The sequence below is a fragment of the Streptomyces canus genome (assembly GCF_030815415.1).
Taxonomy (GTDB): domain Bacteria; phylum Actinomycetota; class Actinomycetes; order Streptomycetales; family Streptomycetaceae; genus Streptomyces; species Streptomyces canus_F.
The window spans coordinates 1-25,837 of sequence record NZ_JAUSWW010000001.1 but is presented as its reverse complement, the minus strand read 5'-3'; the positions used below and the strand labels follow the sequence as shown (position 1 = coordinate 25,837).

At 68.7% G+C, this 25,837-nt stretch carries 20 protein-coding genes and 7 pseudogenes; 16 read left to right on the top strand and 11 right to left on the bottom strand.

Annotation, left to right across the window (positions count from 1 at the left end; genetic code table 11):
• Positions 1 to 354: 354 nt before the first annotated feature.
• Positions 355 to 1,081, bottom strand: a pseudogene (locus QF037_RS51365) (transposase); the annotation flags it as partial.
• 253 nt (positions 1,082 to 1,334) lie between these two features.
• Between QF037_RS51365 and QF037_RS00125 the strand changes: the two are divergent.
• Genes QF037_RS00125 through QF037_RS00115 form a run of 3 tightly spaced genes read left to right on the top strand, consistent with a single transcriptional unit; the run spans position 1,335 to position 4,629 of the window.
• Positions 1,335 to 2,843, top strand: coding sequence for an FAD-dependent oxidoreductase (locus QF037_RS00125; protein ID WP_307020575.1), 1,509 nt, complete (start codon positions 1,335 to 1,337; stop codon positions 2,841 to 2,843).
• Positions 2,844 to 2,858: 15 nt separating this feature from the next.
• Positions 2,859 to 3,986: a hypothetical protein gene (locus QF037_RS00120; protein ID WP_307020573.1), complete on the top strand. Its 1,128-nt coding sequence runs from the start codon at positions 2,859 to 2,861 to the stop codon at positions 3,984 to 3,986.
• Between the two features lie 4 nt (positions 3,987 to 3,990).
• Positions 3,991 to 4,629 carry a TetR/AcrR family transcriptional regulator gene (locus QF037_RS00115; RefSeq protein ID WP_307020571.1) on the top strand — a complete coding sequence of 213 codons (639 nt, stop codon included), beginning with the start codon at positions 3,991 to 3,993 and terminating at the stop codon, positions 4,627 to 4,629.
• Between the two features lie 420 nt (positions 4,630 to 5,049).
• Here the strand turns inward: QF037_RS00115 and QF037_RS00110 are convergent, their stop codons facing one another.
• Positions 5,050 to 5,292: a hypothetical protein gene (locus QF037_RS00110; RefSeq protein ID WP_307020570.1), complete on the bottom strand. Its 243-nt coding sequence runs from the start codon at positions 5,290 to 5,292 to the stop codon at positions 5,050 to 5,052.
• Positions 5,293 to 5,330: 38 nt separating this feature from the next.
• Between QF037_RS00110 and QF037_RS00105 the strand changes: the two genes are divergently transcribed.
• The gene (locus QF037_RS00105) at positions 5,331 to 5,780 is read left to right on the top strand and encodes a lamin tail domain-containing protein (protein WP_307020568.1); all 450 of its coding nucleotides are present in this window, start codon (positions 5,331 to 5,333) and stop codon (positions 5,778 to 5,780) included.
• Positions 5,781 to 6,306: 526 nt separating this feature from the next.
• Entirely contained in the window at positions 6,307 to 8,265 is a 1,959-nt protein-coding gene (locus QF037_RS00100; protein WP_307020566.1) for a CASTOR/POLLUX-related putative ion channel, read from the top strand.
• Between the two features lie 20 nt (positions 8,266 to 8,285).
• Here the strand turns inward: QF037_RS00100 and QF037_RS00095 are convergent, their stop codons facing one another.
• Positions 8,286 to 10,235 carry a flavin monoamine oxidase family protein gene (locus QF037_RS00095; protein ID WP_307036904.1) on the bottom strand — a complete coding sequence of 650 codons (1,950 nt, stop codon included), beginning with the start codon at positions 10,233 to 10,235 and terminating at the stop codon, positions 8,286 to 8,288.
• A 1,299-nt stretch (positions 10,236 to 11,534) separates the two neighbouring features.
• Between QF037_RS00095 and QF037_RS00090 the strand changes: the two are divergent.
• The 3 genes and pseudogenes from QF037_RS00090 to QF037_RS00080 form a co-directional block, all read left to right on the top strand.
• A pseudogene (locus QF037_RS00090) lies at positions 11,535 to 11,684 on the top strand (IS256 family transposase); the annotation flags it as partial.
• 233 nt (positions 11,685 to 11,917) lie between these two features.
• A complete protein-coding gene (locus tag QF037_RS00085) occupies positions 11,918 to 12,103 on the top strand; it encodes an NAD(P)-binding protein (protein ID WP_307020565.1) in 186 nt (61 codons plus the stop codon).
• A 33-nt stretch (positions 12,104 to 12,136) separates the two neighbouring features.
• Positions 12,137 to 13,474 carry a flavin-containing monooxygenase gene (locus QF037_RS00080; protein WP_307020563.1) on the top strand — a complete coding sequence of 446 codons (1,338 nt, stop codon included), beginning with the start codon at positions 12,137 to 12,139 and terminating at the stop codon, positions 13,472 to 13,474.
• A gap of 17 nt (positions 13,475 to 13,491) precedes the next feature.
• Here QF037_RS00080 and QF037_RS00075 read toward each other — a convergent pair.
• A pseudogene (locus QF037_RS00075) lies at positions 13,492 to 13,611 on the bottom strand (transposase family protein); the annotation flags it as partial.
• Between the two features lie 436 nt (positions 13,612 to 14,047).
• Here QF037_RS00075 and QF037_RS00070 point away from each other — a divergent pair.
• The 4 genes and pseudogenes from QF037_RS00070 (at position 14,048) to QF037_RS00055 (ending at position 16,426) form a co-directional block, all read left to right on the top strand.
• Positions 14,048 to 15,310 (top strand): IS110 family transposase, encoded by a 1,263-nt coding sequence (locus QF037_RS00070; protein WP_307020561.1) that lies wholly within the window; start codon positions 14,048 to 14,050, stop codon positions 15,308 to 15,310.
• Between the two features lie 59 nt (positions 15,311 to 15,369).
• A pseudogene (locus QF037_RS00065) lies at positions 15,370 to 15,643 on the top strand (hemolysin III family protein); the annotation flags it as partial.
• A 221-nt stretch (positions 15,644 to 15,864) separates the two neighbouring features.
• Positions 15,865 to 16,221, top strand: a complete 357-nt coding sequence (locus tag QF037_RS00060; RefSeq protein WP_307020559.1) for a PRC-barrel domain-containing protein — start codon at positions 15,865 to 15,867, stop codon at positions 16,219 to 16,221.
• A gap of 37 nt (positions 16,222 to 16,258) precedes the next feature.
• Complete coding sequence (locus tag QF037_RS00055; RefSeq protein WP_307020556.1) at positions 16,259 to 16,426, top strand: hypothetical protein; 168 nt, start codon at positions 16,259 to 16,261, stop codon at positions 16,424 to 16,426.
• A 592-nt stretch (positions 16,427 to 17,018) separates the two neighbouring features.
• On the opposite strand, the gene QF037_RS00050 is transcribed toward QF037_RS00055, so the two are convergent.
• Positions 17,019 to 17,237: a helicase associated domain-containing protein gene (locus QF037_RS00050; RefSeq protein WP_307020554.1), complete on the bottom strand. Its 219-nt coding sequence runs from the start codon at positions 17,235 to 17,237 to the stop codon at positions 17,019 to 17,021.
• 47 nt (positions 17,238 to 17,284) lie between these two features.
• Positions 17,285 to 17,947, bottom strand: a pseudogene (locus QF037_RS00045) (GlxA family transcriptional regulator); the annotation flags it as partial.
• Positions 17,948 to 18,439: 492 nt separating this feature from the next.
• On the opposite strand from QF037_RS00045, the gene QF037_RS00040 reads away from it, so the two are divergent.
• The gene (locus tag QF037_RS00040; protein ID WP_307020552.1) at positions 18,440 to 18,961 is read left to right on the top strand and encodes a cupin domain-containing protein; all 522 of its coding nucleotides are present in this window, start codon (positions 18,440 to 18,442) and stop codon (positions 18,959 to 18,961) included.
• Between the two features lie 16 nt (positions 18,962 to 18,977).
• On the opposite strand, the gene QF037_RS00035 is transcribed toward QF037_RS00040, so the two are convergent.
• Together QF037_RS00035 and QF037_RS00030 are read right to left on the bottom strand one after the other, a co-directional pair.
• Positions 18,978 to 20,450: an APC family permease gene (locus tag QF037_RS00035; protein WP_307020550.1), complete on the bottom strand. Its 1,473-nt coding sequence runs from the start codon at positions 20,448 to 20,450 to the stop codon at positions 18,978 to 18,980.
• A gap of 70 nt (positions 20,451 to 20,520) precedes the next feature.
• Complete coding sequence (locus QF037_RS00030; RefSeq protein ID WP_307020548.1) at positions 20,521 to 21,255, bottom strand: FadR/GntR family transcriptional regulator; 735 nt, start codon at positions 21,253 to 21,255, stop codon at positions 20,521 to 20,523.
• A gap of 241 nt (positions 21,256 to 21,496) precedes the next feature.
• Here QF037_RS00030 and QF037_RS00025 point away from each other — a divergent pair, with 241 nt between their 5' ends.
• Positions 21,497 to 22,936 carry an amino acid permease gene (locus QF037_RS00025; protein WP_307020546.1) on the top strand — a complete coding sequence of 480 codons (1,440 nt, stop codon included), beginning with the start codon at positions 21,497 to 21,499 and terminating at the stop codon, positions 22,934 to 22,936.
• Positions 22,937 to 23,383: 447 nt separating this feature from the next.
• Here QF037_RS00025 and QF037_RS00020 read toward each other — a convergent pair.
• A pseudogene (locus tag QF037_RS00020) lies at positions 23,384 to 23,539 on the bottom strand (IS5/IS1182 family transposase); the annotation flags it as partial.
• A gap of 147 nt (positions 23,540 to 23,686) precedes the next feature.
• Between QF037_RS00020 and QF037_RS00015 the strand changes: the two are divergent.
• On the top strand, positions 23,687 to 24,058 hold the full coding sequence (locus QF037_RS00015; RefSeq protein WP_307020544.1) for a hypothetical protein: 372 nt from the start codon (positions 23,687 to 23,689) through the stop codon (positions 24,056 to 24,058).
• A gap of 114 nt (positions 24,059 to 24,172) precedes the next feature.
• Here the strand turns inward: QF037_RS00015 and QF037_RS00010 are convergent, their stop codons facing one another.
• Together QF037_RS00010 and QF037_RS00005 are read right to left on the bottom strand one after the other, a co-directional pair.
• Positions 24,173 to 25,024 (bottom strand): methyltransferase domain-containing protein, encoded by an 852-nt coding sequence (locus QF037_RS00010; protein WP_307020542.1) that lies wholly within the window; start codon positions 25,022 to 25,024, stop codon positions 24,173 to 24,175.
• Positions 25,025 to 25,254: 230 nt separating this feature from the next.
• Positions 25,255 to 25,500, bottom strand: a complete 246-nt coding sequence (locus QF037_RS00005) for a hypothetical protein (protein ID WP_307020539.1) — start codon at positions 25,498 to 25,500, stop codon at positions 25,255 to 25,257.
• A gap of 206 nt (positions 25,501 to 25,706) precedes the next feature.
• Here QF037_RS00005 and QF037_RS51360 point away from each other — a divergent pair.
• Positions 25,707 to 25,837 (top strand): annotated as a pseudogene (locus QF037_RS51360) (DUF2637 domain-containing protein); the annotation flags it as partial.

Genomic DNA, 25,837 nt, shown 5'->3' with positions numbered 1-25,837 from the left:
AGCTCGGGACGCGGTCAGGCCGGTCTGCCGCGTTGCCGAACCTGTGCGCGAGGCAGTCACACGACAGGGAAGGCGAGTTGGACTCCACACACGCGAGCGCGAAAGACTGCGGCAACAGGGCCTCCTGGTGCTTGGTTTGGTTCGCACCCCCGAGCTACCAGGAGGCCCTGCTGTCATGCGCCGAATCTCACGCGATCACCCGATCAGGAACCCTGTTCGACCAGGCCAGTCCCGTGATCGATAAGCGGATGGCGTCTTAGTACAGCGCAGGTCACAAGGGGTGCCGCTGCACTTGGGCATCCAATCCAACTGGCCCCCTCGGCTGCGACGAGCGCGGCACGCTCCAACTCCTGGTCCATGCCGCAACCATCGGTCGTCGTCGGTGAAGGCGACATTGGCCAGCGGGCCCGCGCCATAACAGCGACCAGATGCCCTCAACCGGGTTCAAGTCCGGTGCATAAGAAGGCAGTTCCACGGTGGTAATCCCGTCATGCTCGTCCGCGTACTCGCGCATCCCGGCGGCCCGGTGGGTGTTGAGAGTTGTCCCAGACGAGGACGATGGGGGACCTCGAGCTGTATGTGAGCACGCACGAAAGGTCGCGGTAGTCGCTCCAAGCGAAGCTGTTGCGCCCCTTGCCCCGGCACTTGCGGTGCTGGCGGAGCCGGTGGATCAGCCGCGACACAGGCTGCCAGGACCAGTCATGGCGGTGCAGCAACCGCCACCCACCGCCATCGAGAAGTCGACCTGGAACTTCCAGGCGATCACCGCTCTGATCCGCGCCACGGTACACCGCTGGTCTTCCCAGCCGTGCTTGGCCGGCCCGAGCGCCAACTCCTTCTCTAGTTCGGCGTACTGGCCATCCGACAGCTTCGGCCGTTTCGGCGGCCCCGCGGAGGCCAGGGCATCCATCTCGCCCTGCCGCCAGGCCCGCCGCCAGCGCTCCGCCGACCGCTCCCTGACCCGCAGATCCTTCGCGATCACCGGGTTCTTCTCGCCACGAGCGAACCGCTCACCCGCCTCATACCGGATCCGCTCGCAGGGATCACCACGCGTCACCTGACAACACCCCGAAGAGATCAGTAAGCGCAACTTCAGGTTGAAACACGCTCGATGAGAACTGACACCGGTCATGGGCATCGACCGGAAGCGGAGCGGCGGTCCTCCCTACACCAAAGGCCACGTGGGCGTCCCAGCCGGCCGTCGCCCCGGCTGGACCGTGGGAGGTCACTCCGCCGGACCCGACGTCTCGCGGGAAGGGTGGCATGTTCAGGCCGTACCTGTTAGCTTCCCCCCGCTCATACATTCAGTCATGAAATGTATGAATGGAGGCAATATGCGGGGAAAGACGGCTGTGGTGCTCGGCGGTAGCGTGGCGGGGCTGTGCGCCGCAGGAGTGCTCGCGAGGCATTTCGACGAGGTGATCGTCCTGGAGCGGGACCGGCTCCCGCCGGAAGCGCAGCATCGGCGGGGCGTGCCACAGAGCAAGCACCCGCACTTCCTCCTCAACTCCGGGCGTAGCGCGATCGGCGAGATCTTTCCTGGGTTCGAGGAGGCACTGATCGCCGCGGGCGGGATGCGCCTGATGCCGGCGATGGACGCGGCGTACTGCGAGCACGCCGGCTGGGCCCCGCGCAAGGCCGGTTCGATGACGATGATCTACAGCTCGCGTGTGCTCATCGAACGGGTCCTGCGCGACAAGGTCCGTGAGCTCCCGGCCATCGAGATCCGCGAGGGCATGACCGTCACCGGACTTCGTACCACCAGGGGCGGCACCGCGCGCGGGCGCGTCGAGGGAGTCGAGTACCGCGCGGGCGACGACTCGGGCCACCTGTCCGCCGACCTGGTCGTCGACGCGCTGGGGCGCGGATCCTCCGTCGCCGACTGGCTGAGCACGGCGGGATGGCCGGCGCCGCCGGAGAAGACTCTCGACGCCAAGGTCACCTACACGTCGCGGTGGTACGACCTGCCGCCCGCCGACCGGCGTCCACCGGCGTGGTGGTGGAAGCACCTGGTCGTCACTCCGACCCAGGACACCGGCGACCATCCCGAAGAACACGAGTTTCTCAGCAACTTCTTCCCGATCGAGGGGGACCGCGCCATCGTGTGCATGGGGGCGTGGGGCATCCGGATGCCCCACGAGGTCGACACCTTCGAGGCCGCGGTGGACCGCGTGCGGGCCAGCTCCTTCGGGCAGGCGGCGCGTGCCTGCACTCCGACCTCCGGGGTGCACCTCACTCGTTCGACCGGCAACAAATGGCGCCGTTTCGACCTGCTCGACCAGCCCCCGCTCGGGCTGGTCTGCGTCGGTGACTCGATCTGCGCGTTCAACCCGTTCTACGCCCAGGGGATGAGCTCGGCGGCCCGCTCCGCTCTCATTCTCGCCGAGATGCTGCACGGCCACGACGTCCTCGACCTCGCATTCTTCCGCGAGTTCCTCACCCGACAGAAGAAGTCACTCGACGTTCCCTGGATGCTCGCGATGGCCCGTGACCAGGCATATGACTTCGCGACCGGGAGTGAGGTCGTCGCTCCCTGGCGTCGCAAGCTGGCCGCACGCCTCAGCTGGCCGGTCTTCAACGCCATCAACGCCACGAGCCGCGAGGACGCCTACGTCGAGCGGACGTTCGCCCAGGTCTTCAACCTCGACATGTCACTCAGGGAGATGACCACCGATGTGCGGTTCTGGTTCGGCATCGCGCGCTACAAGGTGCGTCAGCGGCTCGGACGCACGGTCGTGCCCGGCGGATTCGATGATCAGCAGGATCCGCCCGGCACCGACTTCACCGGCCTGACCCGCGCCGGCAGCTCGCCGTACGCCGAGACCGACCTCGTCAATGACTGACCCGAGGAGCGAGGAATGAGTTATTCATGCGACTCGGCGGCCGAGCGCCTCGCTGGAAGGCTCGGCTTCTCCTGCCATGACGCCGATCCCGTCGTGGACTTCCGCAACCCGTTCGGTCTCGAGAACGGCACCATGCCGTTCCTCGAACTGCTCATCATCAGCGGTGCGGTCTTCGCCCTCGTCCACGCGTGGCGGCGGTGGCGGCGCGACGGCGACCCGGTCAACATCTCCCTGTGGTTCGCCTCGCTCGTCTACCTGGCGGTGATCGAGCCGCCGCTCTATTTCCCAGGCTGGTTCGGCCTGGAGGAACACGTCGGGTTCATTTTCTCCCACAACGTGTTCACCGTGCAGTTCATGTACGACCGGCTGCCGCTCTACATAGTGGCCTTCTACCCGGCGCTGTCGCAGCTCGCCTACGAGGTGGTCCGTGTTCTCGGCGTCTTCGCGCGACGGGGGCTCCTTCTCGGTTCGCTGGCGGTCGCGTTCGCCTGCCAGGCGTTCTACGAGATCTTCGATCAGCTCGGACCTCAGCTGAAGTGGTGGGCCTGGAACCCCGGCAACGAAATGATCAACAAGCCGGCACTCGCCTCGGTCCCGATGAACAGCATGTTCCTGTTCGCCTCCGTGTCCTTCGGTGCGATGACCTACCTGGTCGTCCGGCTGGTCGGCGCGAAGGACGGCCGAGGCACGCTCACCGGCCGGCAGATCAGCCTGCGCACCGTGGCCGCCGGCGCCCTGACACCGTTGGCGATGGCGGTCGCCGGCGTCCCCAGCAACATCTTCCGCGGTGGGGACCACCTGGGGATCCAGCAGGCCATCCTCGGTGCCGAGCTCGCCCTGGTCTGGATCGTCGGCCTCCACCTTCTCGCGGACGCCTGGCGCGCGCGGCGAACAGATCCGGCTCCGGTGACATCGCCGCTGTTCGCGCGGATCTATCCGGCGCTGTACCTCGGCGTCCACATCGTCCTCTGGCTGGTCGCATTGCCGGCCTACTTCGCGGCGGCCAATGGCATCACCGAGCAGGACACACCGATCGGCAGCCTGTGGTACACCGTGCTGTGCACCGTAGCCGCAACCGGGCTCATCGTGGCCGTACTCCGCGCGACCATGTCCCGACGGACCACAGAGCCTGTGCAATCCTAAGCCCATGGGGCATCACGGCTGGGGAGGCCGGCCTCCCGCATCGGACGCGGAGGCCCGGCAGCGCATCATCGACGCGACCGCCCGCTGCATCGACAGGCACGGCGTCACGAAGACGACCCTGTCCGACGTCGCCGGCGAGCTCGGCGTCACCCGCCAGACCGTCTACCGCCACTTCGGCCGCATCAGCGACATCATCGGCGAGGTGGCGGCCCAGGGCGCCGAGTCGTTCGTCGACCTGATGGTCGCGCACCTGCAAGGGACCACCGACCCGGCCGAAGCCGTGGTCGAAGGCATGGTCTTCTGCGTACGGACCATCCCCACCGAGCCACGCCTGAGCCTTCTGCTGCAACTCGGAGACACCACCGCCTTCGGCCGCGGCACCACCACCAGGGAAACCATCGCCTACGGCGCCAAGATGCTGCAGCGCTTCCCCGTCGACTGGGCCGCCGCCGACATCGACGAGGACGACCTCAACGGCCTCGCCGAGATCATCATGCGACTCCTCACGTCGCTGCTGCAGCACCCCAGCGAGCCACTGCAGGACGAAACCCGGCTCCGCACCTTCCTCAACCGCTGGCTGGCCCCGGCGCTGTCCCGGACATCAGCATCCGCGCACCCACGTTCTTCAACACTCACCCAGTGACGTAAGAGGCAGGAACGCCGGGCCAAGACCTGCGCAGAGGCGCTGACGGCGGTTGAGGAGTACCTGGAAATGCCGTACCGCATACAGCGCCGACCCGAGTCCTCCTCCGCCGTACGACAACAACTGACCGACGAGGTCAGCGGCCTGCTCGCTCGCATGGCCTTCCACCAGGCATGGCTCCAGATCGAGGCCACAACCGTCGCAGGCCCCTATGCGGCCCTCGTGGCAACGGCGCGAGCCGAGTCCGGCGCGCAGATGAGCCTCGCCTGGCAGCAGCCACCGATCACCACCGACAGCGGCATGAACCTCGGAATCCCGTACCCCCGGGACCGATCGAATACGGCCCGAGCCAAGCTCCCCAAGGTGATGACGCAGCGAGTACGAGGTGGGCCCACGCCACATCAGAGCGATGCCGGCAGGTCAGTTGTCGTCGGTGATGGGTGTGAGGGTGTCGAGCCAGACGTCGAAGACGAAGCGTGTGCTGTTGGGGCCGCCCTCCAGCCACCAGGTGCTGACCGTGGCGACGTCGTCAGCGATTTCTTCGATGGTGCACTGGATGCTGGTGGGGCATGGGTAGGGGGATTCAGGCTGCAGCTCTCCGCCGAAGTAGGCGGTTTTGCCGACGAGTTGGTGGGGGCGGTCGTAGACGTCGGCGAACTCCACGAGGATGATGCCCGGGGGATCGGATCGTCGGCGAGCCAGTGCTCGCGGCCGGTGCTCTGGTCTCGGTGGCGGTGCTGCCGGCGTCCGCTGCCGGCCCTGCCCGTCCGCAGCATCCGAAGGCGGAGATCTCGGCGGTCCAGTACGACTCCCCGGGACGCGACGACCGCTCCAACAGGTCGCTGAACAAGGAGTGGGTGGACCTCACCAACACCACCCGCCACACGGTCAACCTCGACGGCTGGACTCTCAAGGACGCCTTCGGCCACACCTACACGTTCGAGCACTACCGCCTGGCCGGCCGTGCCACGGTCCGTATCCACACCGGTGAGGGCCACGACACCCGCACCGACGTCTACCAGGACCGCCGCAACTACGTGTGGAACAACGACCGTGACACGGCCACTCTGCGCAACGACCGCGGCCGCTTCATCGACGACGAGTCCTGGGGCCGCGACCGCGACCACCGCCACGGCGACGCCCGCCGCTGACACCACCCCCACCACGGGCGGCTGACCACGTCACCCGCCCCCACACCCGAGACGGCGGCGCGCCCGGCCCGCAACGGCCCGGCGCGCCGCCGGCGTGAGGTGGGTCGCTCTACGGGGCAACCAGGCGGAGATCGGAGTCGTGCCGCAGCTTGACGCGTCGCCGCCAGGCACATCCCTGCGGGCTGTGGTTTGCACGGTCGTGGTCGTGGGGCGAGGTCGGATCGGTATGTACCGACGACCGCGCCTGGTCCAGGATTCCAGCGTCGCTGGCCTGCCCGCTTTCGAGGACGGCGATACCTCCCGGATGCCCTCGAACCCGGCACGCGGCCCTTTCCCCGCAGGGCGCTGCACCCGATCACTGACGTCGCTCGATGCCCCGCCCGGTCTGGTTTCCATGGTGCGTTCATACCTCTGAGTGAGGTTGGTCGGGTTCAAGGTCGGCGGGAGTAGAGGTCTGCCTAGGGTGATTTCTGGGGTGGCGGGCAGCCGCTCCGATCGGCGCGTCGACTCATGTACGGGAGTTTGTGTGGCGCAGCAGCACACGACGTCACTCCGGCTCCGTCTCCGGTACCGCTTCGACCATCTGGTCTCGGGGGGAACGACCGCGCTCATTGGCTGGCTGGCCCTGGCCTGCCTCGCCGTTGTCGTTCCGGCGAGCATGGTCCTTGTATGGTCCGACCGGGCTGCTCCGGCAACGCTCTCCGGCCGGCTCGCCGCCGTGTGGGTCAGCGTCGGCCAGACGCTGAAGATCGGGGGTGCGGTCGGTTCCCCGCTCTACGTGCTGGCTTCCGTATCGCTCGCGCTGGTGGCGCTGCTCTTCGTGTCGACCCTGGTCAGTCTGATCACCACGGGCATCAACCGGCGCATCATGTCGCTGCGCCTGGGCCACTCCACCGTGCTGGAGACGCGGCACACCGTCGTCCTGGGGTGGTCGGACCAGGTTTTTCCCGTGATCGGGGAGCTGGTGGCCGCCAATGCGAACCAGCGCCGCTCCGCCGTCGCCGTGCTGGCCCCGCAGGACAAGGTGTGGATGGAGGACGAGATCTCCACCCGCGTCAGCGACAGTGGCAGGACGCGGATCATCTGCCGCAACGGGAGCACCACCGATCCCACCGAGCTGTGCCGGGTGAGTCCGCGCACCGCGAAGGCGGTGCTTGTGCTGCCTCCCACCGGGGACACCGGTGACGCCCATGTGGTGAAGACGCTGCTGGCCCTCGACGCGGCCGTCCCCGGGTTCGGTGAAGGGGAAGCGGTGGTGGTCGCCGCCGTCCGTGACTCCCGCAACCACATGACCGCCAGGCTGGCCGCCGGGCCCACGGGACATGTCCTGTGCGTCGACGCCATTGTCGCCCGGCTCCTCGTCTCGACGGCCCGGCAGCCCGGCCTCTCGCTCGTCTACTCGGAGTTGCTGGACTTCGAGGGCGACGAGCTCTATGCGGTCGCCGCCGGGGGCCTGGTGGGGCGTATGTTCGGCGAGGCGCTGATGTCGTTCGCCACGTCCTCTGCGATCGGCCTGCTGCACACCGACGGGAGTGTCACCCTCAATCCGGATCCGGGGGCGGCGATCGGCCCGGCCGACCGGATCATCGTCATCTCCCAGGACGACGACACGGCCGTGCGGACGGACGTGACCTCCCATGTCGAGGAGGACGCGATCGTGACGGCCGGGCCCAGGGCCGCCCAGGCCGAACGCCTCCTCCTGCTCGGCTGGAACCGCCGCGCCCCGCTCGTCATCGAGCAGCTCGACCAGTACGTGAGCCCGGGAACCACCCTGGACGTCGTGGCGCTCGGCGAGTACGCGGCCACGCGCGGCGCCCGATCCGTCACGGCCGAGCGGTCCCACCTCGAAGTCTCATTCCACGACGGGGACATCACCGACCCGCGCACCCTGGCCAAGCTGGACGTGCCCTCGTACGACAGCGTGATCGTGATCGGTGAGACGGAACTCGCGGCCCCGGCCTGCGGCTCGGTCTCGGACACGCCCGTCGCCTCCCTCGCTCCGGTGCCGCATCCGGAGGCGCGGGCGGACGACAGGACCCTGGTCACCCTGCTGCATCTGCGGGCCGTCGCGGAGGCCGCGCAGCGGGAACTCGCGCTCACCACCGAGATGTCCGACGACGGCAACCGGCTCCTCGCGCCCGCCCGGGACGGCGCCGACTTCATCGTGAGCGGCAGGCTGATCAGCCTGCTGATGACCCAGATCTCACAGAGCCCGTATCTCGCCGCGGTCTTCGAGGAGTTGTTCACGGCGGTGGGCCACGAGTTCCACCTCAAGCCGGCCGCGGACTACGTCCGGGCCGGCTCCGAGGTCTCGTTCGCCACCGCCGTCGAGTCGGCACGCCGTCGCAGGGAATGCGCGGTCGGCTACCGGCTGCGCGCGCGGAGCGCCGCGGGCCCCGACTACGGGGTGCGGATCAACCCCGACAAACGGCAGCGGGTCCGGTTCTTGGAGGGGGACTGGCTGATCGTGCTCGCCGAGAGCTGACGGCGCCGCTGGGGCGGCCGCTACGCCGTGTGCACTTCCAGGGCGGTCCGCACTGCGGATTCCAGGGCTCCCTCGATCCAGGCGGGCTTGATGGAGGTGTGGCATCCGGCGAAGTGCAGGTTGCCCTCGGCCTTGCGGACGTGGGGGAAGAGCTCGGTGTGCTGGCCGGGCAGCAGTACGGACGCCTCGCCGTAGGCGTAGGGGTCGCGCATCCAGGACTGGGTGCGGCCGACGCCGGTGTAGAACACCTCGATGCGCTGCCCGAACACCTCCTGCACCCCGGCGAGGGCGCGCGGGTAGCGCTCCTCGTCGTCCAGGGAGTCCCACTTCAGGGCGTCGTCCGACCAACTGTAGGAGGCGAGGATGACGCCGCCCGGGCTGCCTTCGACGGGGTAGGAGGGCTGGAACATGAAGCGGTTGGGGTTGTCGGTGGCCGAGCCGCCGCCGATGACGCCGGCCGCCTCGGGCTGGTCGCGGGTGACCACGCGGCAGGCCGTGTAGTGGGCGCGCTGGCCCGCGGAAATGTGGCCCTCGGGAACGGAGGAGTGGGCGCCCAGCAGGGTTCCGTTCGTCGGCGTCTGCCCGGTCTGGTACTTCCGGTACAGGCCGGGCTGCACGGCCTCCAGCTCGCGCTTCCAGTCGGCCTCGTCGAACTCCCACCAGCGGCGGCTGAATTCGAGCAGCACCTTGGTGGCGGCGTCGTAGTGCAGCTCGGTGACCGCGCGCCGCTTGCCGTAGGAGAGCGCCGGGGCGACGGGGATGTGGCGCAGCCCGGAGAAGGGGACGGTGATGATGGCGGTGTCGGCGGTGAAGGTCTCGCGCCGCACGGGGTGGCCGCCGCGGCCCTCGGAGACGGTCTCGACGCTGACCTTGCCCTCGCCGTGGGTGATGCGGGTGACACGGCGGTCGAGCCGTACCAGGTCCTTCACGCGGGCGTACATGGCGTCGGCCAGGGTGGCGGTGCCGTCGGGCAGCTCGTAGAAGGCGGTGTCGGGGCTGATCAGGGAGGCGCCGATGAAGCTGTGCACGAAGGCGAGGTGCAGGCGGGAGGTGAGGTTCTCGACGGTTCCGATCAGGTCGATGGTCCGCTCGTCGAGCCTGGCCTCCTCCGTCAGGAAGCGGTACATCGACATGTGGCCGTAGCGCTGGATGACGCGTGCCCAGCCCTCGACGAGTTCCTTGTCCTTCTTGCCCTCGATCTCCCTGCGTACGGGGGCGAAGGCGTCACGGACGATCTGCGAAGCGGGGAGGGCCTCGTACGCCTGCGGCACTCCGAAGGAACGATTGAGCGCCTGCGGGGCGCGCGCGTAGTCGGCGCGGCGGACACGGATGCCGTTGACGTAGATCCACGTCCGGTAGGCGGGGCGGCCGGCCCCGTCCACGTCGACCAGGTGGAAGCGTCGGCGCTTGAGGCCGAGGCTGTCCATCAGTCCGGTGACCAGGGGGTGGCTGTCGGGGATGCGCATCGCGCCGGCCTCGGCGTACTGCTTCGGGTCGGCGAAGGGCTGGGCGGCGTTCTCGTGGCCGCCGGTGCGGAAGGTCTTGATCCGGCCGCCCACCCGGTTGGCGTTGGCCTCGATGACGGTGACCTGGTGGCCGGCCTCGCGCAGGAGGTGTGCGGCGGTGAGACCGGCCGGCCCGGCGCCGACGATCAGTACCTTCTTGCCGCGGCGGCGCGAGCGGGGTAGACCGTTGTTCAGGAGGATGTCGGCGTAGCGCGGGACGAGCGGCTGGTCCTCGTCGTCCCGTACGAGGATGGCCCGGGCGATCGTCAGGCAGGCGCCCCAGTCGGCGACCGCGGTGGCGGGGGCGGCCTGCGCGGTCTCGGCGGAGGTGGCGGCGACCGTCAGCCCGCCGGCTCCGGCGACGGCGGCCGCGCCGGCGATGACGGTACGACGGGAGGGGGCCGGTGCGTGCCCGCCGGGGGTTCCGGGAGCTTCAGGGGTTTCGGAGTTGGCAGTGGGATCCATGATCATGACCCAACTCTTGCCGCCCGCCCGGACCCGAACGGCCAGAATGCACCCGCGCGGGAAAGTACCACCCGGACGTGCGTCGCGCGCCGTCCCGTGCTGACGAACTGAGTTTCGTACGGGCGGCCTTCGTTCCGAGCAGCTGAGCGCCGCACTGGCTGCACCGCCGGTGTTCCTCCTGGCCATGTGCCCCAGGCTTCTCCCGTCCGGCGGGGCCCAGGGACCTCACCCAGCTGGTGGTCAGCGAGCCGGTCACCAACGCCCTCAAGCACGACACGGGTGTGGGGTGCCTGCCTCGGGAGCCGGGACGTGCGCTGGTTGCGGCCGACTGGGCGCGGGCGGATGCTGGTCGCCCCCCAACTGACGTGCAAGAGCTGGAGGTTGCCTGTGCCGTGCGGCGTGGTGAAGTGGTTCGATCCCGGCCGGGGACTGGGCGTTGTCGCCCAGGACAGCGGTGGTCCTGATGCCGTCGCCCACCGCTTGGCGGTTCATGGCGACGCGGACTGCATGCTGTCGCGGGCAACCGGGTGCTCTTCGACATCACCCTGGCAGGCTGCTGGAGCGGGCCGTCCGCCGGTCGAGGGACCGGGAAGCGAGATGGCGCTTGCCCGTGGGCCAGCCAGTTCGTCCAGCGGAATGGCGCCTGAGGCGCCCCGCCCGAGGGTCTGACGCCGTCACAGTGCCAGGCCCTCGCGGGGCGTTCGGCTGAGCTTGGATGGGGCGGCAAATGGGTGAGGTGTCGACCTCCTGGCCTGAGTGGGTCCGTTGAGCAGGTATGGAAGCCTTCGGTAACCGCCCCAACCCGGGTCCCGACGCCCGGCTTGTCGGGCATGAAGAGGACACCTGCGTGTGGTGCGTGCAACTGCGGGAGGCTGACGCCGGAGCCCCTCAGACGTCGGCAGCGCAGGGAAAACGTTCGCCCGCGCCCTGGATGGTTCCACCGGGGCTGCCCTCGCGTCTGCACAGCTCGACGGGTGATGGGGGTGAGGACGGTGATGGTCGCTCTGGCTGCGATCTCGATCGTCGCTGCGACGGTGTCGGTAGTCCTGACGGGGTGAGTCGCACGTGCCTTCGCCCTGCCACTCAAGCGAGTGAGATGTGGGCTGGACCGTGAGGCAGCGGGCAGACACGCGTGGAGAGGACTGCTCCGGCAGCGGATCGTTCCCCCACGGCGCTGCCGGAGCAGTCCTCATCACGAGGAACGGCGATCAGCCCCCTCGGAAGGTCATCTCGTAACGACATCCCCGTCTGGGTATCACGGCGGATCACCGCGTACAGACCGACCTTGGACTTCGGATCTCCACCGTAAAGCTCCGAACCAAGGTCACCCGCGGCGCCGGCAGTCCGGCCGCGGCCCTCGCGATGGTTTTCGAGCTCGTCGAATCCGCCCAGGCCCGCTGGCGCGCGGTCACCGGCGCCTGCCTCGTCGCCCTGGTGTCGGCACGGGCCGTGGGGTCCGCGCTCTCGTGTCCCGTCCGGCCCTGCAGTACCTCCTGGCCGCATTTTGCGAAGGGTGTTGAATTTGCCGGCTCGGGTACGGTGACCCCGCAGAGTCGTGGTCGTTGGCCGTATGTGATCACACCACTCGAGCGGGGTCTGGCTCAGATCGCTCTGCTACCTGACGCTGTCGCCCGGACGGCCGCACAGCGGCACCTGCGGGAGCTGCGTGTGGACCGTTGCCTGTGCGTTGGCTGCCCGGCTGGAGCGTTGCTGTGATCCCGGCGCAGAGTGAGCGGACCGTCAGGGACGTGCGGGCCGTGGTCGTCGGAGCGGGGTTCTCCGGGATCGGGGCCGCCGTCCGGCTTCGCGAGGCAGGGTTCGACGACGTCCTAGTTCTGGAGAAGGGGACGCATCTCGGCGGTACCTGAAGGGACAACACCTACCCGGGCTGCTCCTGTGACGTGCCCTCGACGCTCTACAGCTACTCCTTCACCCCAAACACAGCATGGAGCAGGATCTTCGCCGGACAGCAGGAGATCCTCGCCTACCTGCAGGCAACGGCTGAGCGCTACCGGCTCGGCGACGTGCTGCGCTGTGGTGTGCAGGTGCTCGGGGCACGATGGGACGGGGCAGCCGGCCGCAAGCTGGTGCAGACGACCGACGGACCCTACAGCGCGGGGGTACTGGTCCTGGCCACCGGACCGTGGCACGTCCCGCGCCGCCTGGAGGTTCCCGGCATCGAGGACTTCGACGGCCCCGTCTTCCACACTGCCCGGTGGGACCACAGCGTCGACCTGACAGGCCGGCGGGTGACCGTGGTGGGCGGTGGCGCCTCCGCCGTCCAGATCGTCCCGGCCATCGAAGCCCAGGCCGCGACTGTGGATCTCTTCCAGCGCACACCCCAATGGGTGCTGCCCAAGCCCGACCTGCCGCTGCCCACGGCGCTCAACCGGCTCGTGGACCGCGTCCCCGGCGCGCGCGGCGCCCTGCGCGCGGGCCAGTACGCCCTGCAGGAGGGCTTCGGCTACGCCTTCCGCCACCCGCAGGCCGGCGCCCGCCTCCTCGAGGCCGGCGCCCGTGCACACCTGCGCCTCACGGTCCGCGACCGGCTGTTGCGCCGGCACCTGACACCGGATTACCGGCTGGGCTGCACGCGCCTACTGACATCGAGCACGTTCTACCAGGCCCTGTCCCAGCCACACGTGCGGCTGCATCCCACCGCCGTGACCGCCGTACGCGGCAACGAGGTCATCGGCGCCGACGGCACCATCGCCCACACCGACGTGCTCATCGAAGCCACGGGCTTCCGCGTCGGCGAGGTGCCGCTGGCCACGACCCTGCACGGCACCAACGGCCAGACCCTCGACGACGCCTGGGGCGGCGCACCGCAGGCATACCTGGGCACCACCGTGAGCGGCTTCCCCAACCTCTTCCTGCTCCTGGGGCCCACCCTGCTCGGCGGCTCCACCTCCGCGATCACCGTCCTGGAAGCCCAGCTGACCTACCTCATCGCTGCTTTGGCTCACCTCGACCAAAGCGGCCACCGCGCCCTGGAAGTCAGGCCAGCCGTACAGGCCGTGCACAACACCACCGTCCAGGAGGCGCTCGCGACCACGGTCTACAACACAGGCGGCTGCACCAGCTACTACTTCACTTCCCCCGGGCACAACACCTTCGCCTGGCCGTGGTCCACTGGCCGGCTCGTGCGCCGACTGAGGTGCTGCAGCGGCGGGCTGCGTCGCTGGTTGCGCACCGTTAGCCCATTGACCTGCTCGGCAAATGTCCGCCGACTGCAGTGAGGGCTGTCGCAGAACAACCGCCGCACCGACAATCCGATCAGCACCGGGCGGCCACCGACAGCGACGTCGGCCAGCGTGCGCAGATATCGGCTGTGCACCCGTTCCGACTCGCGACCGCAGTCCGGACACGCCACCATCAGCTCCCGGGTGCGGGCGGAGATGCAGACCGCACCGCCTGCCGACCACACCCGTTCCACCCGCACCGCATCCAGGTGCGGAGACATGATCCGTACGAGGTCATCACACTCGCTGACACTGCCACCACCCGTGACGGAGCGTCACCGGCGCACGGTGGCATACCCCGGCTTCACGAAAATCTTGCCAGGAACGGGGATGGCTGCGCTGATCACCTCGGGTGAGAGAAAATGGGGTGGGTGCCCCGGTCACGCCGATGGCTCTGCGATGCCGGTGAGCTCGTTTGTCCAGGATGGCAATGGGGGTCGCGCTGGGGACCACGGTTTGTTGCCAAGGCAGTGATCCGCTGCCGGGAGCACGCGTGTCAGATTCCGCTTCTTTCCCTGATCCCTCCGGGGTTCCCGCCAGGTTTTCGCTACGGGTGTTCAGGAGCGGGCGATGAGTCGGCAGGACGTGAAGGACGAGGTCATCCATCTGCGGTCCGCGGGAGTGGACCTGGGCAAGCGGTTCCTGCTCGCCTGCGTGCGAACGCCCAGTACGACTCGGGCGGGAACATGGAGCCTGGAGACCGAACGGTTCGGCACCACCCGGTCCGAACTACGTCGGCTCCTGGCCTGGCTGGTGGAACGCCAGGTCGACGTGGTGGTCATGGAAGCAACGGCCGACTACTGGCGCGGGGTCTACTACCTGCTACAGCCGCAGCTGAACCTGATGCTGGTCAATCCCTCTCACCTGAAGGGGATCAGGGGCCGCAAGAGCGATCCGAGCGACGCCGCGTTCCTGGCCCGGGCCGGCGCGTCGGGAATGGTGATGGCGTCCTTCGTCCCCGGCCGCATGGTGCGGGAACTGCGTGACCTGACCCGGCGCCGCACCGAACTCCTGCGTTCTGCGGGTCGGGAGATCCAGCGGCTGGAGAAGGAGCTGGAGGACACCGGGATGAAGCTCACCTCCGTGCTGACCGATGTGGCCGGGAAGACCGGACGGACGATCCTGGCAGCCCTGGTCGCCGGTGAACGCGACCGTGAACGCCTTGCGGATCTTGCCGTCGGCAAGGCCCGTGCCAAGATCCCCGCCCTGATCGAGGCACTGGACGGCGACTTCACCGACCACCACGCCTTCATGGTCCAGCACTACCTGGACGAGGCGGACCGGTTCAAGGAGACGGTCGCTGTCTTCGACACCCGTATCGCCACCCTGCTTAGCGAGCACGAGCACGACCTGGACCTCCTGGACACTGTTCCCGGCATCGGGCGCATGGCGGCAGAGATCGTCTTCGCCGAAACCGGCGGAGACATGAGCCAGTTCGCCACGGCCCATCACCTCGCCTCCTGGATCGGGGTCTGCCCGGGGCAGAACGAGTCGGCAGGGGTGAACAAGTCCGGCCGGACCCGGCACGGCAACACCAATCTCAAACGCGTGCTCGGAGTCGCCGCGCTGGCCGCCATCAGAAGCAGGGACACCTATCTCGCCGTGTTCTTCCGCCGGATCTCGGCACGGCGAGGTGGCAAACGGGCACTGGTCGCGGTCATGCACAAGATCGCCATCGCTGTCTGGCACGTGCTCCACGACCACGTCCCCTACCTCGAACTGGGCGCGGACTATTTCACCCGCCGCGATCCAGCACGCGCCATGCGCCGCATGCTGAAGGAAGCCAACACTCTCGGCCTGACCATCCGCTTCGAACCCGTCGCCACGGCCTGACCACCGAGCTCAACCGCAGGTTCTTTTCGTGTCAGGGCCACGTCACCTGTACGCGGACAGTCGGAGCTCCGCGCTGGTTGTACACCCCGTGTTACCTGGCCCTTGGGTGGGCTCCCGCGCGCGTTACCTGCCCGACTTCCTGCACACCGGGGGAGCGGCTGTACTCAGCCTGATCGTGGCCGGCGGGCTCCTCTACAGTGCTGGTGCGGTGGTCTACGCCCTTCAGCGCCCCACCCCTCACCCCGCTGGTTCGGCTTCCACGAGGTGTTCCACGCCCTGGCCGTGGCGGCCTTCACCGCGCACTACATCGCCATCTCCCCGGCCGCCTACTGACCCCGACAGCGTTCTGGCCGCGCCCCTCATCGCCCACGCTGCCGCGTGCTGGACCGCCACGTGCAGGGGGGTCGTGGAGGCATCGCGCCACGCGTGAAAGTCGTCCGCCGTCCGGCCTGCAAGCTGGCTGCCATGAAGGGTGTGAATATGCGTAGAGAGGTAAGGAGGGAGGAGAAGGTAACGCCAGTGGTCTTGAGCTGACCTGCGACGAAGGGGCTGCCGTGTTCGAGGCGCAAGACATCAGGGAATGGCGAGGCCACGACGTTGTCGACCATGGGCGGCACAAGATCGGCGCTCTGGAGGCGGTCTACGTGGACACGGCCACAGACCAGCCCGCGTTCGCGACCGTCATGGTCGGCCTGCCGACCCGGCACCGGCTGGTGTTCGTCCCCCTGGGCGATGCGACGGTCGGTCCCGGCTATCTGAAGGTCGCCTACGACAAGAAGCAGGTCAAGGAAGCACCCTCGATCGGCACGGACGGCGAACTGCTCGCGGAGGACGAGGAGGCGGTTTTCGAGCACTACAAGCTCGCCTACCGAATGGGTGAGGGCGGCGAACGCCGCCTCGCCCGCCGCTGATGCCCCCACCAATGTGCCCCACCATGAGGTGACACCGATGGCTCTGTTCCTCTTACTGGTCCTTGTGGCCATCGTGCTCGGCATCATCGGTGTGGTGGCGAAAGGCCTCTTCTATCTGTTGGTCATCGGTGTGGTGGTTCTGGTCGCCGACTTCGTTCTCCTTGGCCTGCGCCTGGGCCGCCGTCGCAGGCGTCTTCCTCGGTGACGTGGTCAGCCGGGCAGGTGCCCCGGGCCGCCCGGCTGGAGACCGGACGCAGCGGGTGCCGGACCAGGCATCGCGTCATCGCGCATGAGTTGTCCGCCTTGTCCGTGACGGTGCGGAGGCGTCGGTGAGGTCGGCGCGGCCTGCGGGTCCGTGGACGGGAGAAGGTGAACGGGTGGCGGCCGCCGTTCGGGACGGCGGCCGCGTGCCCCTTCCGAGTGCCCCTGCCCTCCCCGGGCAAGCCACTGGAGCACTCCCTCCAGGCAGCCGGGGGCGTGGTCCAGCCCGGCCTTGAAGTTGCCCCGAGGGACGGGCCGGGCTGTCGGCGACTTCCGCAGGAGAGGAAGGCAAGCCCGGCGCTTCTGGGATGCGCCACAGGCTCGCTCTGCTGCGGGATGGGCCCTCCCTGATACGCCAGAAGGCGCGGAGGACTGACCTGAGCTTAGAGCCCGGGTCCAGAATCGAACCATGACAACCCGGAACTGTTACGCAATACGACTCCCCGAGAGGCCGCCACAGCCAAGTAGGTGGAGACAGAGGGGCGCACGAGATTCCGCGCTTTCGACGCGAGCGGTGTATGGACCGGCCAGCCCCTCTACCAGCGCATGCCGAGGGCGTCGAGGTCAGACCGGCGCTCCGCGCTGAGCTTCGCGGCCCGTCGGCGGCTGTTATCCACAAACGCGCCCAGCCGGATCGTCTCCCCGTCCGCTTCCTCCACGTGCTTGTGAGGCACACGCAGATGTGCCTCGCGGGCGTGGAACTGGCGGGCGGCGGCCATGTTCCGCTCCCATAGTTCGTCCTGGGACCGCCTCACGGGCCGTACGTTCTGGCCCGCGCGTGCAGGAACGCCCAGCTGCGTCATCAGGTTTCGCCGAAGGCCCGTCGGTAAGCGCCGGGGGTGGTGCCGAGATGCCGCCGGAAACGGCGACGCAGGTTGACCGCCGAGGCGAGTCCGCCCCGGGTGGCGATTGCTTCCACCGGAAGGTCGGTCTGTTCCAGCAGTATCCGTGCCGCATCAAGGCGCTGGCCGAGCACCCACTGCCCCGGGCTGGTGCCGAGCTGTCCGGTAAAACGCCGGGCGAGGGTTCGGCTGGATAGTCCGGCGCGTTCGGCCAGGTGGTTGAGAGTCAGCCGGGTGTCGAGGTGGGACGTGGCCCAGTCCAGCAGTGGCGCCAACGACTCGTCCGCCCTGGCCGGTGCGGGCTGTGCGGCGTACTGGAGTTGGCTGCCCTCCCGGTGCGGTGGCAGGACCATGCGCCGGGCGATCTGTGCGGCGTACGCCGCGCCGTGGTCAGAACGCACCAGGTGCAGGCACAGGTCGATGCCCGCGCCGGTCCCGGCGCTGGTCGCCACGTCGCCGTGGTCCACGAAGAGCACGTCAGGATCCACCTCCACCTCGGAGAAGGCGGCGGCGAACCGGGCGGCGCTGCGCCAATGGGTGGTGGCACGGCGGCCGTCGAGCAGTCCGGCCTGAGCGAGGACAAACGCCCCCGTGCAGATGGCGACGATCGGCGAACCTCGCTGCAGCCACCGACCACTACCGGTCAGCCCCGCCCACGCGTCCGAGCTGCTTCATCTCACAACCTGAGAACGCATCAGCCCTGAAGGCCCGGGCCTGGCTGTCGCGTACGGCTGAGGGTGTCGACGGCGACGACGGGCACCACCCCTTCTGCGGATTCCAGTCAGATGGTCCCTTCGCCTCCCGGCTGCGTACCGACGGCCCCGAAGCCAAGATCACCGCTGCCGAGATCCGTGTCGTGACCGCGGACCGGCTCAGAAGGCTCGACGGCTTCAACCAACTCCTGGACGTCATCGACGATCGTCTGCGTAGGCTGGCCAGCCTCGATGCTCCGCCCTCGGTCGTGTTCATAGCGGGATGACTACGGTGCTTCAGTCAACATGTTGTCGATGACGCACCACATGGAGTGCGTGGCGATTCTGGAGCCTGCGGCCAAGGGTTCCTGACCTGCGGTTGGGTCGGCTGCTTGGTTCCTCCGACCTCAAAGGATGATCCCGATGACCTCGCAGTCTTCGTCGCCGACTCCGCCCGACGGCTTCCACCCGGACCTGACCGGTGGTCCGAGCGGTCCGCTGCCCGAGGCGCGCACGCGGGTCCACCACGTCCGTGCCGACGACCTGGACGGCGGCACCGCCCAGACCGATGGCATGCGTCGCTTCGCCGCGATCAGCGGTGCCAGGGTCGGCTCGGAGCGGATGTGGATGGGACAGACCACGGTTGCTCCCGCGACCGCCTCGGCCGACCACCACCACGGCGACTCAGAGACCGCCATCTACGTCGTCAGCGGCAACCCCGAGTTCGTCTTCCTGGCCGATTCCGCCGGGGTTGGGGCGGAGCCCGAGGAGGTGCGGTTGCGCACCGGGCCGGGCGACTACATCTTCGTCCCGCCGTTCGTGCCGCACCGCGAGGAGAACCCGGACCCTGACGACGAGGCCGTCGTCGTGATCGCCCGCAGCACGCAGGAGGCCGTGGTCGTCAACCTGCCGAGCCTGTACGTGCTTCGGTCCGGGCAGGAGTAGCCCCCCGTCGTCCGATCTACTCCGCGTCGGCGACGACCGAGCCCACCCGCTCGGCCAGGCCGGGGTCACGGCGGACCAGGAGGGTCGCGTAGCCGACGGCTGCGAGCAGGGTGGCCAGGGCCGCGTACGGGAACCAGCTGTAGGGGGCGGGCTGGCCGGGCTTGGCGAGGTAGTAGAGCGGGACCAGGATGGCGAGGACGCCGATCGCGGGCAGTACGAGGTGGCGGACGGTCCGGAACTCCTGCGGGCGGTATCTGCGGTAGTACAGCGGCAGGGCGATGTTGGACGCGAGATAGACCAGCAGGATCAGAATGGCGCCCAGGCTCGACGACTCCGTGAAGAAGACCACCGGGTTCATCGAACCGCCGTCGGACCCGAGCAGATGGCCCAGGCCCCAGCCTCCGATGATCAGCAGCGCGGTGACGGCGAAGGTGATGATCGCGTTGTTCGGCGTACGGCGCGTGGGGTGGACGTAGCCGAAGAAGGACGGCAGCAGTCCCTCGCGTCCGGCGTTGAACACCAGGCGGGCCTGGGAGTTGATGCCCGCGATCAGCACGCCCAGGGTGGAGGTCAGGCCGCCGACGTAGGCGAGGAGCGCCAGCGAGCCGAGGGTGTGGTGGGCGACGTCGATGAAGGGGATCCGGGAGGCGCCGAGCCGCCCCACGTCGTAGCCGAAGCCGGTCACCGTGGCGTAGGAGAAGAGGATGTAGCTCACGGTCATGATCGCGACGGAGGAGAAGACGGCGCGGCCGACGTTGCGCCGTGGGTTCTCCGTCTCCTCGGCGAGTGCGGCCGAGTTCTCCCAGCCGATGAACAGGTACACCGCGAGTGGGAAGCCGGCCGCCAGCCCTTTGAGGCCGTGGGTGAGGTGGTCGGGCTGGAACGGGGTGGCGGAGAGGTTGCCGCGGTGCTCGACGAGCGTCGCGACCGACACCACGACGAGCACCAGCATCTCCACGCCGAAGAAGTAGCCGGCCCACTTGGTGGAGACCACGATTCCGCGCAGCATCAGTACCACCGAAAGTCCGGTCAGCAGGAGCGTCCAGATGATCCACGGCAGGTCCACGCCCGTGTAGTGGTACAGGGTGATCTGCACGAAGCCGCCCGAGATCGCGATCACCGAGGCCATCGCGATGATGTAGCCGAGTCCGGCCAGCAGGGCCGTGGTCACCGCGCTGACCGGCCCGAACGTCCGGCCGACGAAGGTGGTGAAGCTGCCCGCCGAGGGGTGCGCCCGGGAGAACTCGGCCAGCGTGTTGCCGAGCAGCGCGACCGCCACCCCCGCCGCCACGATGGTCAGCGGCGATGCGACCCCCGCGGTGGTGGCCAGGAAGGCGAAGCCGAAGAAGAAGCTCATGGCCGGGCCGACGTTGGCCATCGTGGCGGCGGCGATGTCCGCCATGCCGAGGACGCCGCCGCGCAGCCGCTGGGGCGCGTCGGCCACGGGGCCCGACGTCGACGACGGGCCGACAGCTCCGGGGTCCGGCATGGCGGCAGCTCCTTCTGCGGGGTGGCGACACAGGGAAGGGAGAGGGCGGGCGAGGGAGGGCGAGAGGGGATCAGTTCAGGCCGGCGTGCCGGTGTGCCTTCACCGCGTGTACCGCCGGGTCCATCGCGCCGCGGGTGAGTTCGTCGAGCAGGTCGGCGTGGCAGCGGTTGCGGGCTCGTACGACCGCGGGGTCCGGCGCGGGCCCCAGCAGGCACTGCCGGCCGAGCAGGTCGGCCGCGAACTCACGGATCCCGGCGCCGCCGAGAGCCTCCGCGAGGTCGAGGTGGAAGCGGGTCTCCAGTTCCAGGAGTCGGGCCGCATCCTCGACCAGGTCCATCTCCTCGACCAATGCCCGCAGTCCGTCGAGCCGCCCGTCCGGGACCTCGCCCGTGCTGTGCGCCACGAGCCCGCATTCGAGCAGCAGATGGAAGGAGTCCAGCCCGGCCGCCTCGTCTGCGTCGTGCAGCACGGCGACGACCGCGTCCCAGTCGGCGGCGACGAAGGTCCCACCCGCCCGGCCCCGACGGCGGTCGAGCAGGCCGTCCTGGCACATGGCCTCCAGCGCGCGGCGCACGGTGATCTCACTGATCCCCAGTTCCTCGGCGAGGACGCCCACGTCCGGCAACCGGTCTCCCGGCGCCACGGACCTCAGGCGGACCCGCAGGGCGATCCTGGACCGGACGAGCTCTGCTCCCGTGGGGCCCCGGCCGGCCAGAACGCGGGTGTCCCATGCCCTGCTGACCGGCGCGGACTGCGCGGGCACCGGCTGGTTGTAGGGACCGAACTTGCCCGCTGCATTCACCACGACGCCACCCTAACGCCCTGTCGAGCGTGGGCAGGGCCCACGGCGACGGCATCCGTACGGAGGGTTCTCGCGACCATGCCGCGGTGTGGTGCATGGGGGCTCCCCAGGAGGGTCGGCCGGAACACGGAGGGGTCGCACGAAAAATAGAGCGAGGTGAACAGTTAAACAAGTCTTGTTCTTTTGGATCGTACTGAACTAATTTCCAGGGGCCCTGGTCCGCACTCCCTCCATGGATGTCGAGATGACCACAACCGTCCCCAAAAGCCCTCCCACGGAACCCGAGTCCGGCCTGCAGGCCGGCCTGAAGAGCCGCCATCTGTCGATGATCGCGATCGGCGGTGTCATCGGCGCCGGCCTGTTCGTCGGCTCCGGCTCCGGCATCGCCGCCGCCGGCCCCGGCATCCTGATCTCGTACGCCCTCGTCGGCGTCCTGGTCGTCCTCGTGATGCGCATGCTCGGCGAGATGGCCGCGGCCAACCCCACCTCCGGCTCGTTCTCCGCCTACGCCGACCGCGCGCTGGGCCGGTGGGCCGGGTTCACCATCGGCTGGCTGTACTGGTTCTTCTGGGTCGTGGTGCTCGCCGTCGAGGCGACCGCCGGGGCCAAGATCCTGGCCGGCTGGATACCGGCGGTCCCGCAGTGGGGCTGGGCCCTGATCGTCATGATCGTCCTCACCGCCACCAACCTCGTCTCGGTCAGCTCCTACGGCGAGTTCGAGTTCTGGTTCGCCGGCATCAAGGTCGTCGCGATCGCCGGGTTCATCGTGGTCGGCGGCCTTGCCATCTTCGGCCTGCTGCCCGGCTCGGACCACCCGGCGAGCGGCTTCTCCAACCTCACCGCGCACGGCGGCTTCCTGCCGAACGGACCCGGAGCGATCCTCACCGGCGTCCTGATGGTGGTCTTCTCCTTCATGGGCAGCGAGATCGTCACGCTGGCGGCGGGCGAGACCGCGAACCCGCGGGCCGCCGTCACCAAGGCCACCAACAGCGTGATCTGGCGGATCGCGGTGTTCTACCTGGGCTCGATCCTGATCGTGGTCTCGCTGGTGGGCTGGGACGACCCGGCCATCCTCAAGGACGGTTCGTACGTCGCCGCGCTCAGCTCCGTCGGCATCCCGCACGCCGGCGAGATCATGAACGCCATCGTGCTGACCTCGGTGCTGTCCTGTCTCAACTCCGGCCTGTACACGGCTTCCCGCATGGCCTTCTCGCTCGGCCGCCGCAGCGACGCCCCGGCGTCCTTCGGCCGGACCACGGACAGTGGCGTCCCGCGCTCGGCCATCCTCGCCTCGGTCGTCTTCGGCTTCGTCGCGGTCGCCTTCAACTACCTGTGGCCGGACACCGTCTTCCAGTTCCTGCTCAACGCCTCCGGCGCGATCGCCCTGTTCGTCTGGCTGGTGATCTGCTTCTCGCAGTTGCGGATGCGCAAGATCATCGAGCGGGAGTCGCCGGAGAAGCTGGTCGTCCGGATGTGGCTCTACCCCTACCTGACCTGGGCCACCATCGCCCTCATCACCTTCGTCCTGGGCTACATGCTCACCGACACGGCCGACGGCGGCGGCCGCGACCAGGTCGTCCTGTCCACCCTGGTGGCCCTGGCCGTGGTGGTCTACGCCGTGGTTCGCCAGCGCCGAGCCGTCCGGAAGGGGACGCATACGCCGGACCGCGTCAAGGTGTCGTAGGCGGACCCGCATCCGCTCCGATCCCCTCGGCGGTGGCATGAGCCTCCTCGGCCATGCCACCGCCGAGGTGTCGCTGCTGCGGAGGGCGGTGCCGGCCGATCGCGCCGAGCGGCTGCGCAAGGCATTCGCCGGGGTCGGCAGTGGGTGAGCCATCGCAGGCGGTGGCCGTGACGCTCCGGGCCCCTGAAGGTCCGTTCAGCGAGTCGAGGAGATGCTCCTGAGCTGCGGGTTGTCTCACTCTTGTTGACGCTGACGCGATTCTGATGACGCATCACATGGAGTGCGTTGCCATCCTTGAAATCCGTCGCGAAGGGCTCTTGACCTGCGGTTTTGTCGGTGCGCGTTATGGGCGCTGTGGGCGTTACGGGCGATGTCTTGACGCTGAAATGACGCTCGTGACGCCAGTACCGTCGACCCGGACGCGGGCCGCAGCGACACCACCTACGAAACTTCGTCCTTGAAGCCCTGGTCCACCAGAGCCTTCTCCAGACGCATCCCGCACCGCTCGGCGGCCTGGTCGAGCAGGGCGGTGCCGGCCGTGTTGTCGTGGGCGGATGCGGCCAGCACCACGACGCCGATGATCAGCCCCAGAACGTCGACGGCCCGAGGATCCCAAGCTCGCCGCAGCCCTCGGCATGGACCCCGAAGGTGTCATGATCTACCTCGCCGACCATGTCGACGCCGGTCGGCTCGCGCAGCGCAGGGAGAACGCACCGGAGCCAGGCACCCTGTGACCGGCACAATGTCCCGGTGACCCTCTTTACCTGCGCGAACTGCGAGCACCCGCTCACCGGCGATCTCCAGGAATCACAGGCTGCCCCGGCCAGCGATCACCTGTCTGACCATCGCATCGCCGACCCGCGGGTGGCACAAGGCACCTATGCGATCAACTACGACGCCACGCTGTTCATCCTGCATCCTGACGACGTGCCAGGCACCGCTCTGCACCCGGACTCAGGACGTCGTGGCGGCTGCTGCGGACTTCACGGTCAGGACGGCCCCAACCTCGTCTGCGCAGACTGCGGCACCGAGGTCGCCACCAAGGAATCGGACTGCTGGGCCGACAACCTAGTAGCGCTGATCGCCCCCGCAGTCATCAGCAGCACGCAATCTTCCTCTTGAACCCGTTGACTTTCAGCGCGCGGCGGGCGCCCTGTATTTCCCGCGTTGCGGGGGAGACAGGCCGCCCGGCGTCCCTCTGCTCGTCGGTCGGCAGGCGCATGCGCCTGCTTGTGGTCACCGAGGTTGGTAGGCGGTGGCCAGCACGGAGACGGTGACCTGATCGGGCACGAAGCTGTCATCGTTGAGCTCTGCTTCGCTCACGTGGCGTGCGCTCGGTGTCATCGATACCAGGTCAAGGGCATTCATCCTGGTCAGGGTCGCGGGATACTCCACGTGTTCAGTGACGGCGGCCTCGAAGAAGGGGTCCAGTGCCCGGTGCAGGCGCTGTTCCTTGGCCGGGTCGACCGTGACCATCGCAGGCCATCGGCCGCGCAGCTCGGCCAGGTGCCGCCCGGTGGGACGGACCACGATCAGCCGGCCGGTTGGGCGCAGCACGCGGTGGAACTCGGCCGGGTTGCGCGGGGCGAACACGTTCAGCACGGCATCGGCCGCCCCGTCGACCAGTGGAAGGGGACGGAAGACGTCCCAGGCCACCGCGGCGCCTCGTTCGTGGGCTCGGGCTGCCGAGCGCAGCGCGCGCACCGATGTGTCCAGGCCCAGACCGCGGGCACCGGGCAACTGGTCGAGTACGCCGGCCAGGTAATAGCCCGTGCCGCACCCTACGTCCACGACCGTTGCCTGCTCGGACACGGCGTCGGCCGCCAGGCGGGCTCCGACTTCGCGGATGGGGGCGTAGGCGCCGGTGGACAGGAACCGGTCCCGGGCCATGACCATGGCTGCGTCGTCGCCGCTGGTGGCGCGGGTGCCCGTCAGCAGGCCGGCGTAGCCGTGGCGGGCGATATCAAAGGCGTGGCCCACCGGGCAGCGCAGTGCGCCGCGGTCTGGGCGCAGGGGGCGCGTGCGGCACGTTGGGCAACGCAGCAGGTCGAGGGACAGCTCGAGGGCAGGGGGCAGCGACACGGGCACGAGGCACTCCTGGCAAGGGTGAAGGGAAGAATCCGTGCCTGTACGCGCGCTCAGAGAGCCACTGCCTGAGGAAGGAGCGGGCAGCGGTGGGAACGTGGCTCACGCAGCAGGCACGCTAAGGAGGGCGACGCCGTCCGGCATCGCCCTCAGCGCCTTCCGATCACAGGAAGCAGCAGTGCGGGGTGCTCATGAATGCCACCTCATGAGTCTACGCGAATCGGCGAAGCCCCTCATGCCCCACCGAAGTTGGGAGACACGACCTGGTCCACCGCGTCGAGCAGCGAGTCCACCAGTTCGGCATGACGCTGACGTTCCACACCCCGTGACGGGCAGGACAGCACGATGCCCCTCACGCTCACCCCACGGTCACTCAGCAGCCGCTGCACCGCGTCCATTCCCGCAGGCGAGCCAAGCAACGGCCCGCACTCCGTGACGAGAGCGGAGAGCCGCTCCACGCGAGCTGGATCAAGCGTCATCGGCTTCTCACCCCTCAGTTCGTTGCGGCCAAAAGTACCCGGTCCAAAACCCCGCCCCGACAAATGGGGCCAAATCGGGGTGACGCGGGGCCAGTTGAGACTGGCGAAGCCACGTCCTCCTGCACGGCGCGTAGACCTCTCCCGACGCCCCGCCGGGCATGGCAGAGTGTCATGTGTTCGCTAGTGCGATCGAAGGGGGAGTAGGGGTGGCCGCACGGTTACAGCTGACACGGACGCACCGGGTACTGATTGGCGTAGTGGCGTTCGGTGCTGTCGCAATTGCCGGTATCGGTTTCGCGGGCTCGTACGCGGCCGTCCGTGAGCTGGCCCTCGAGAA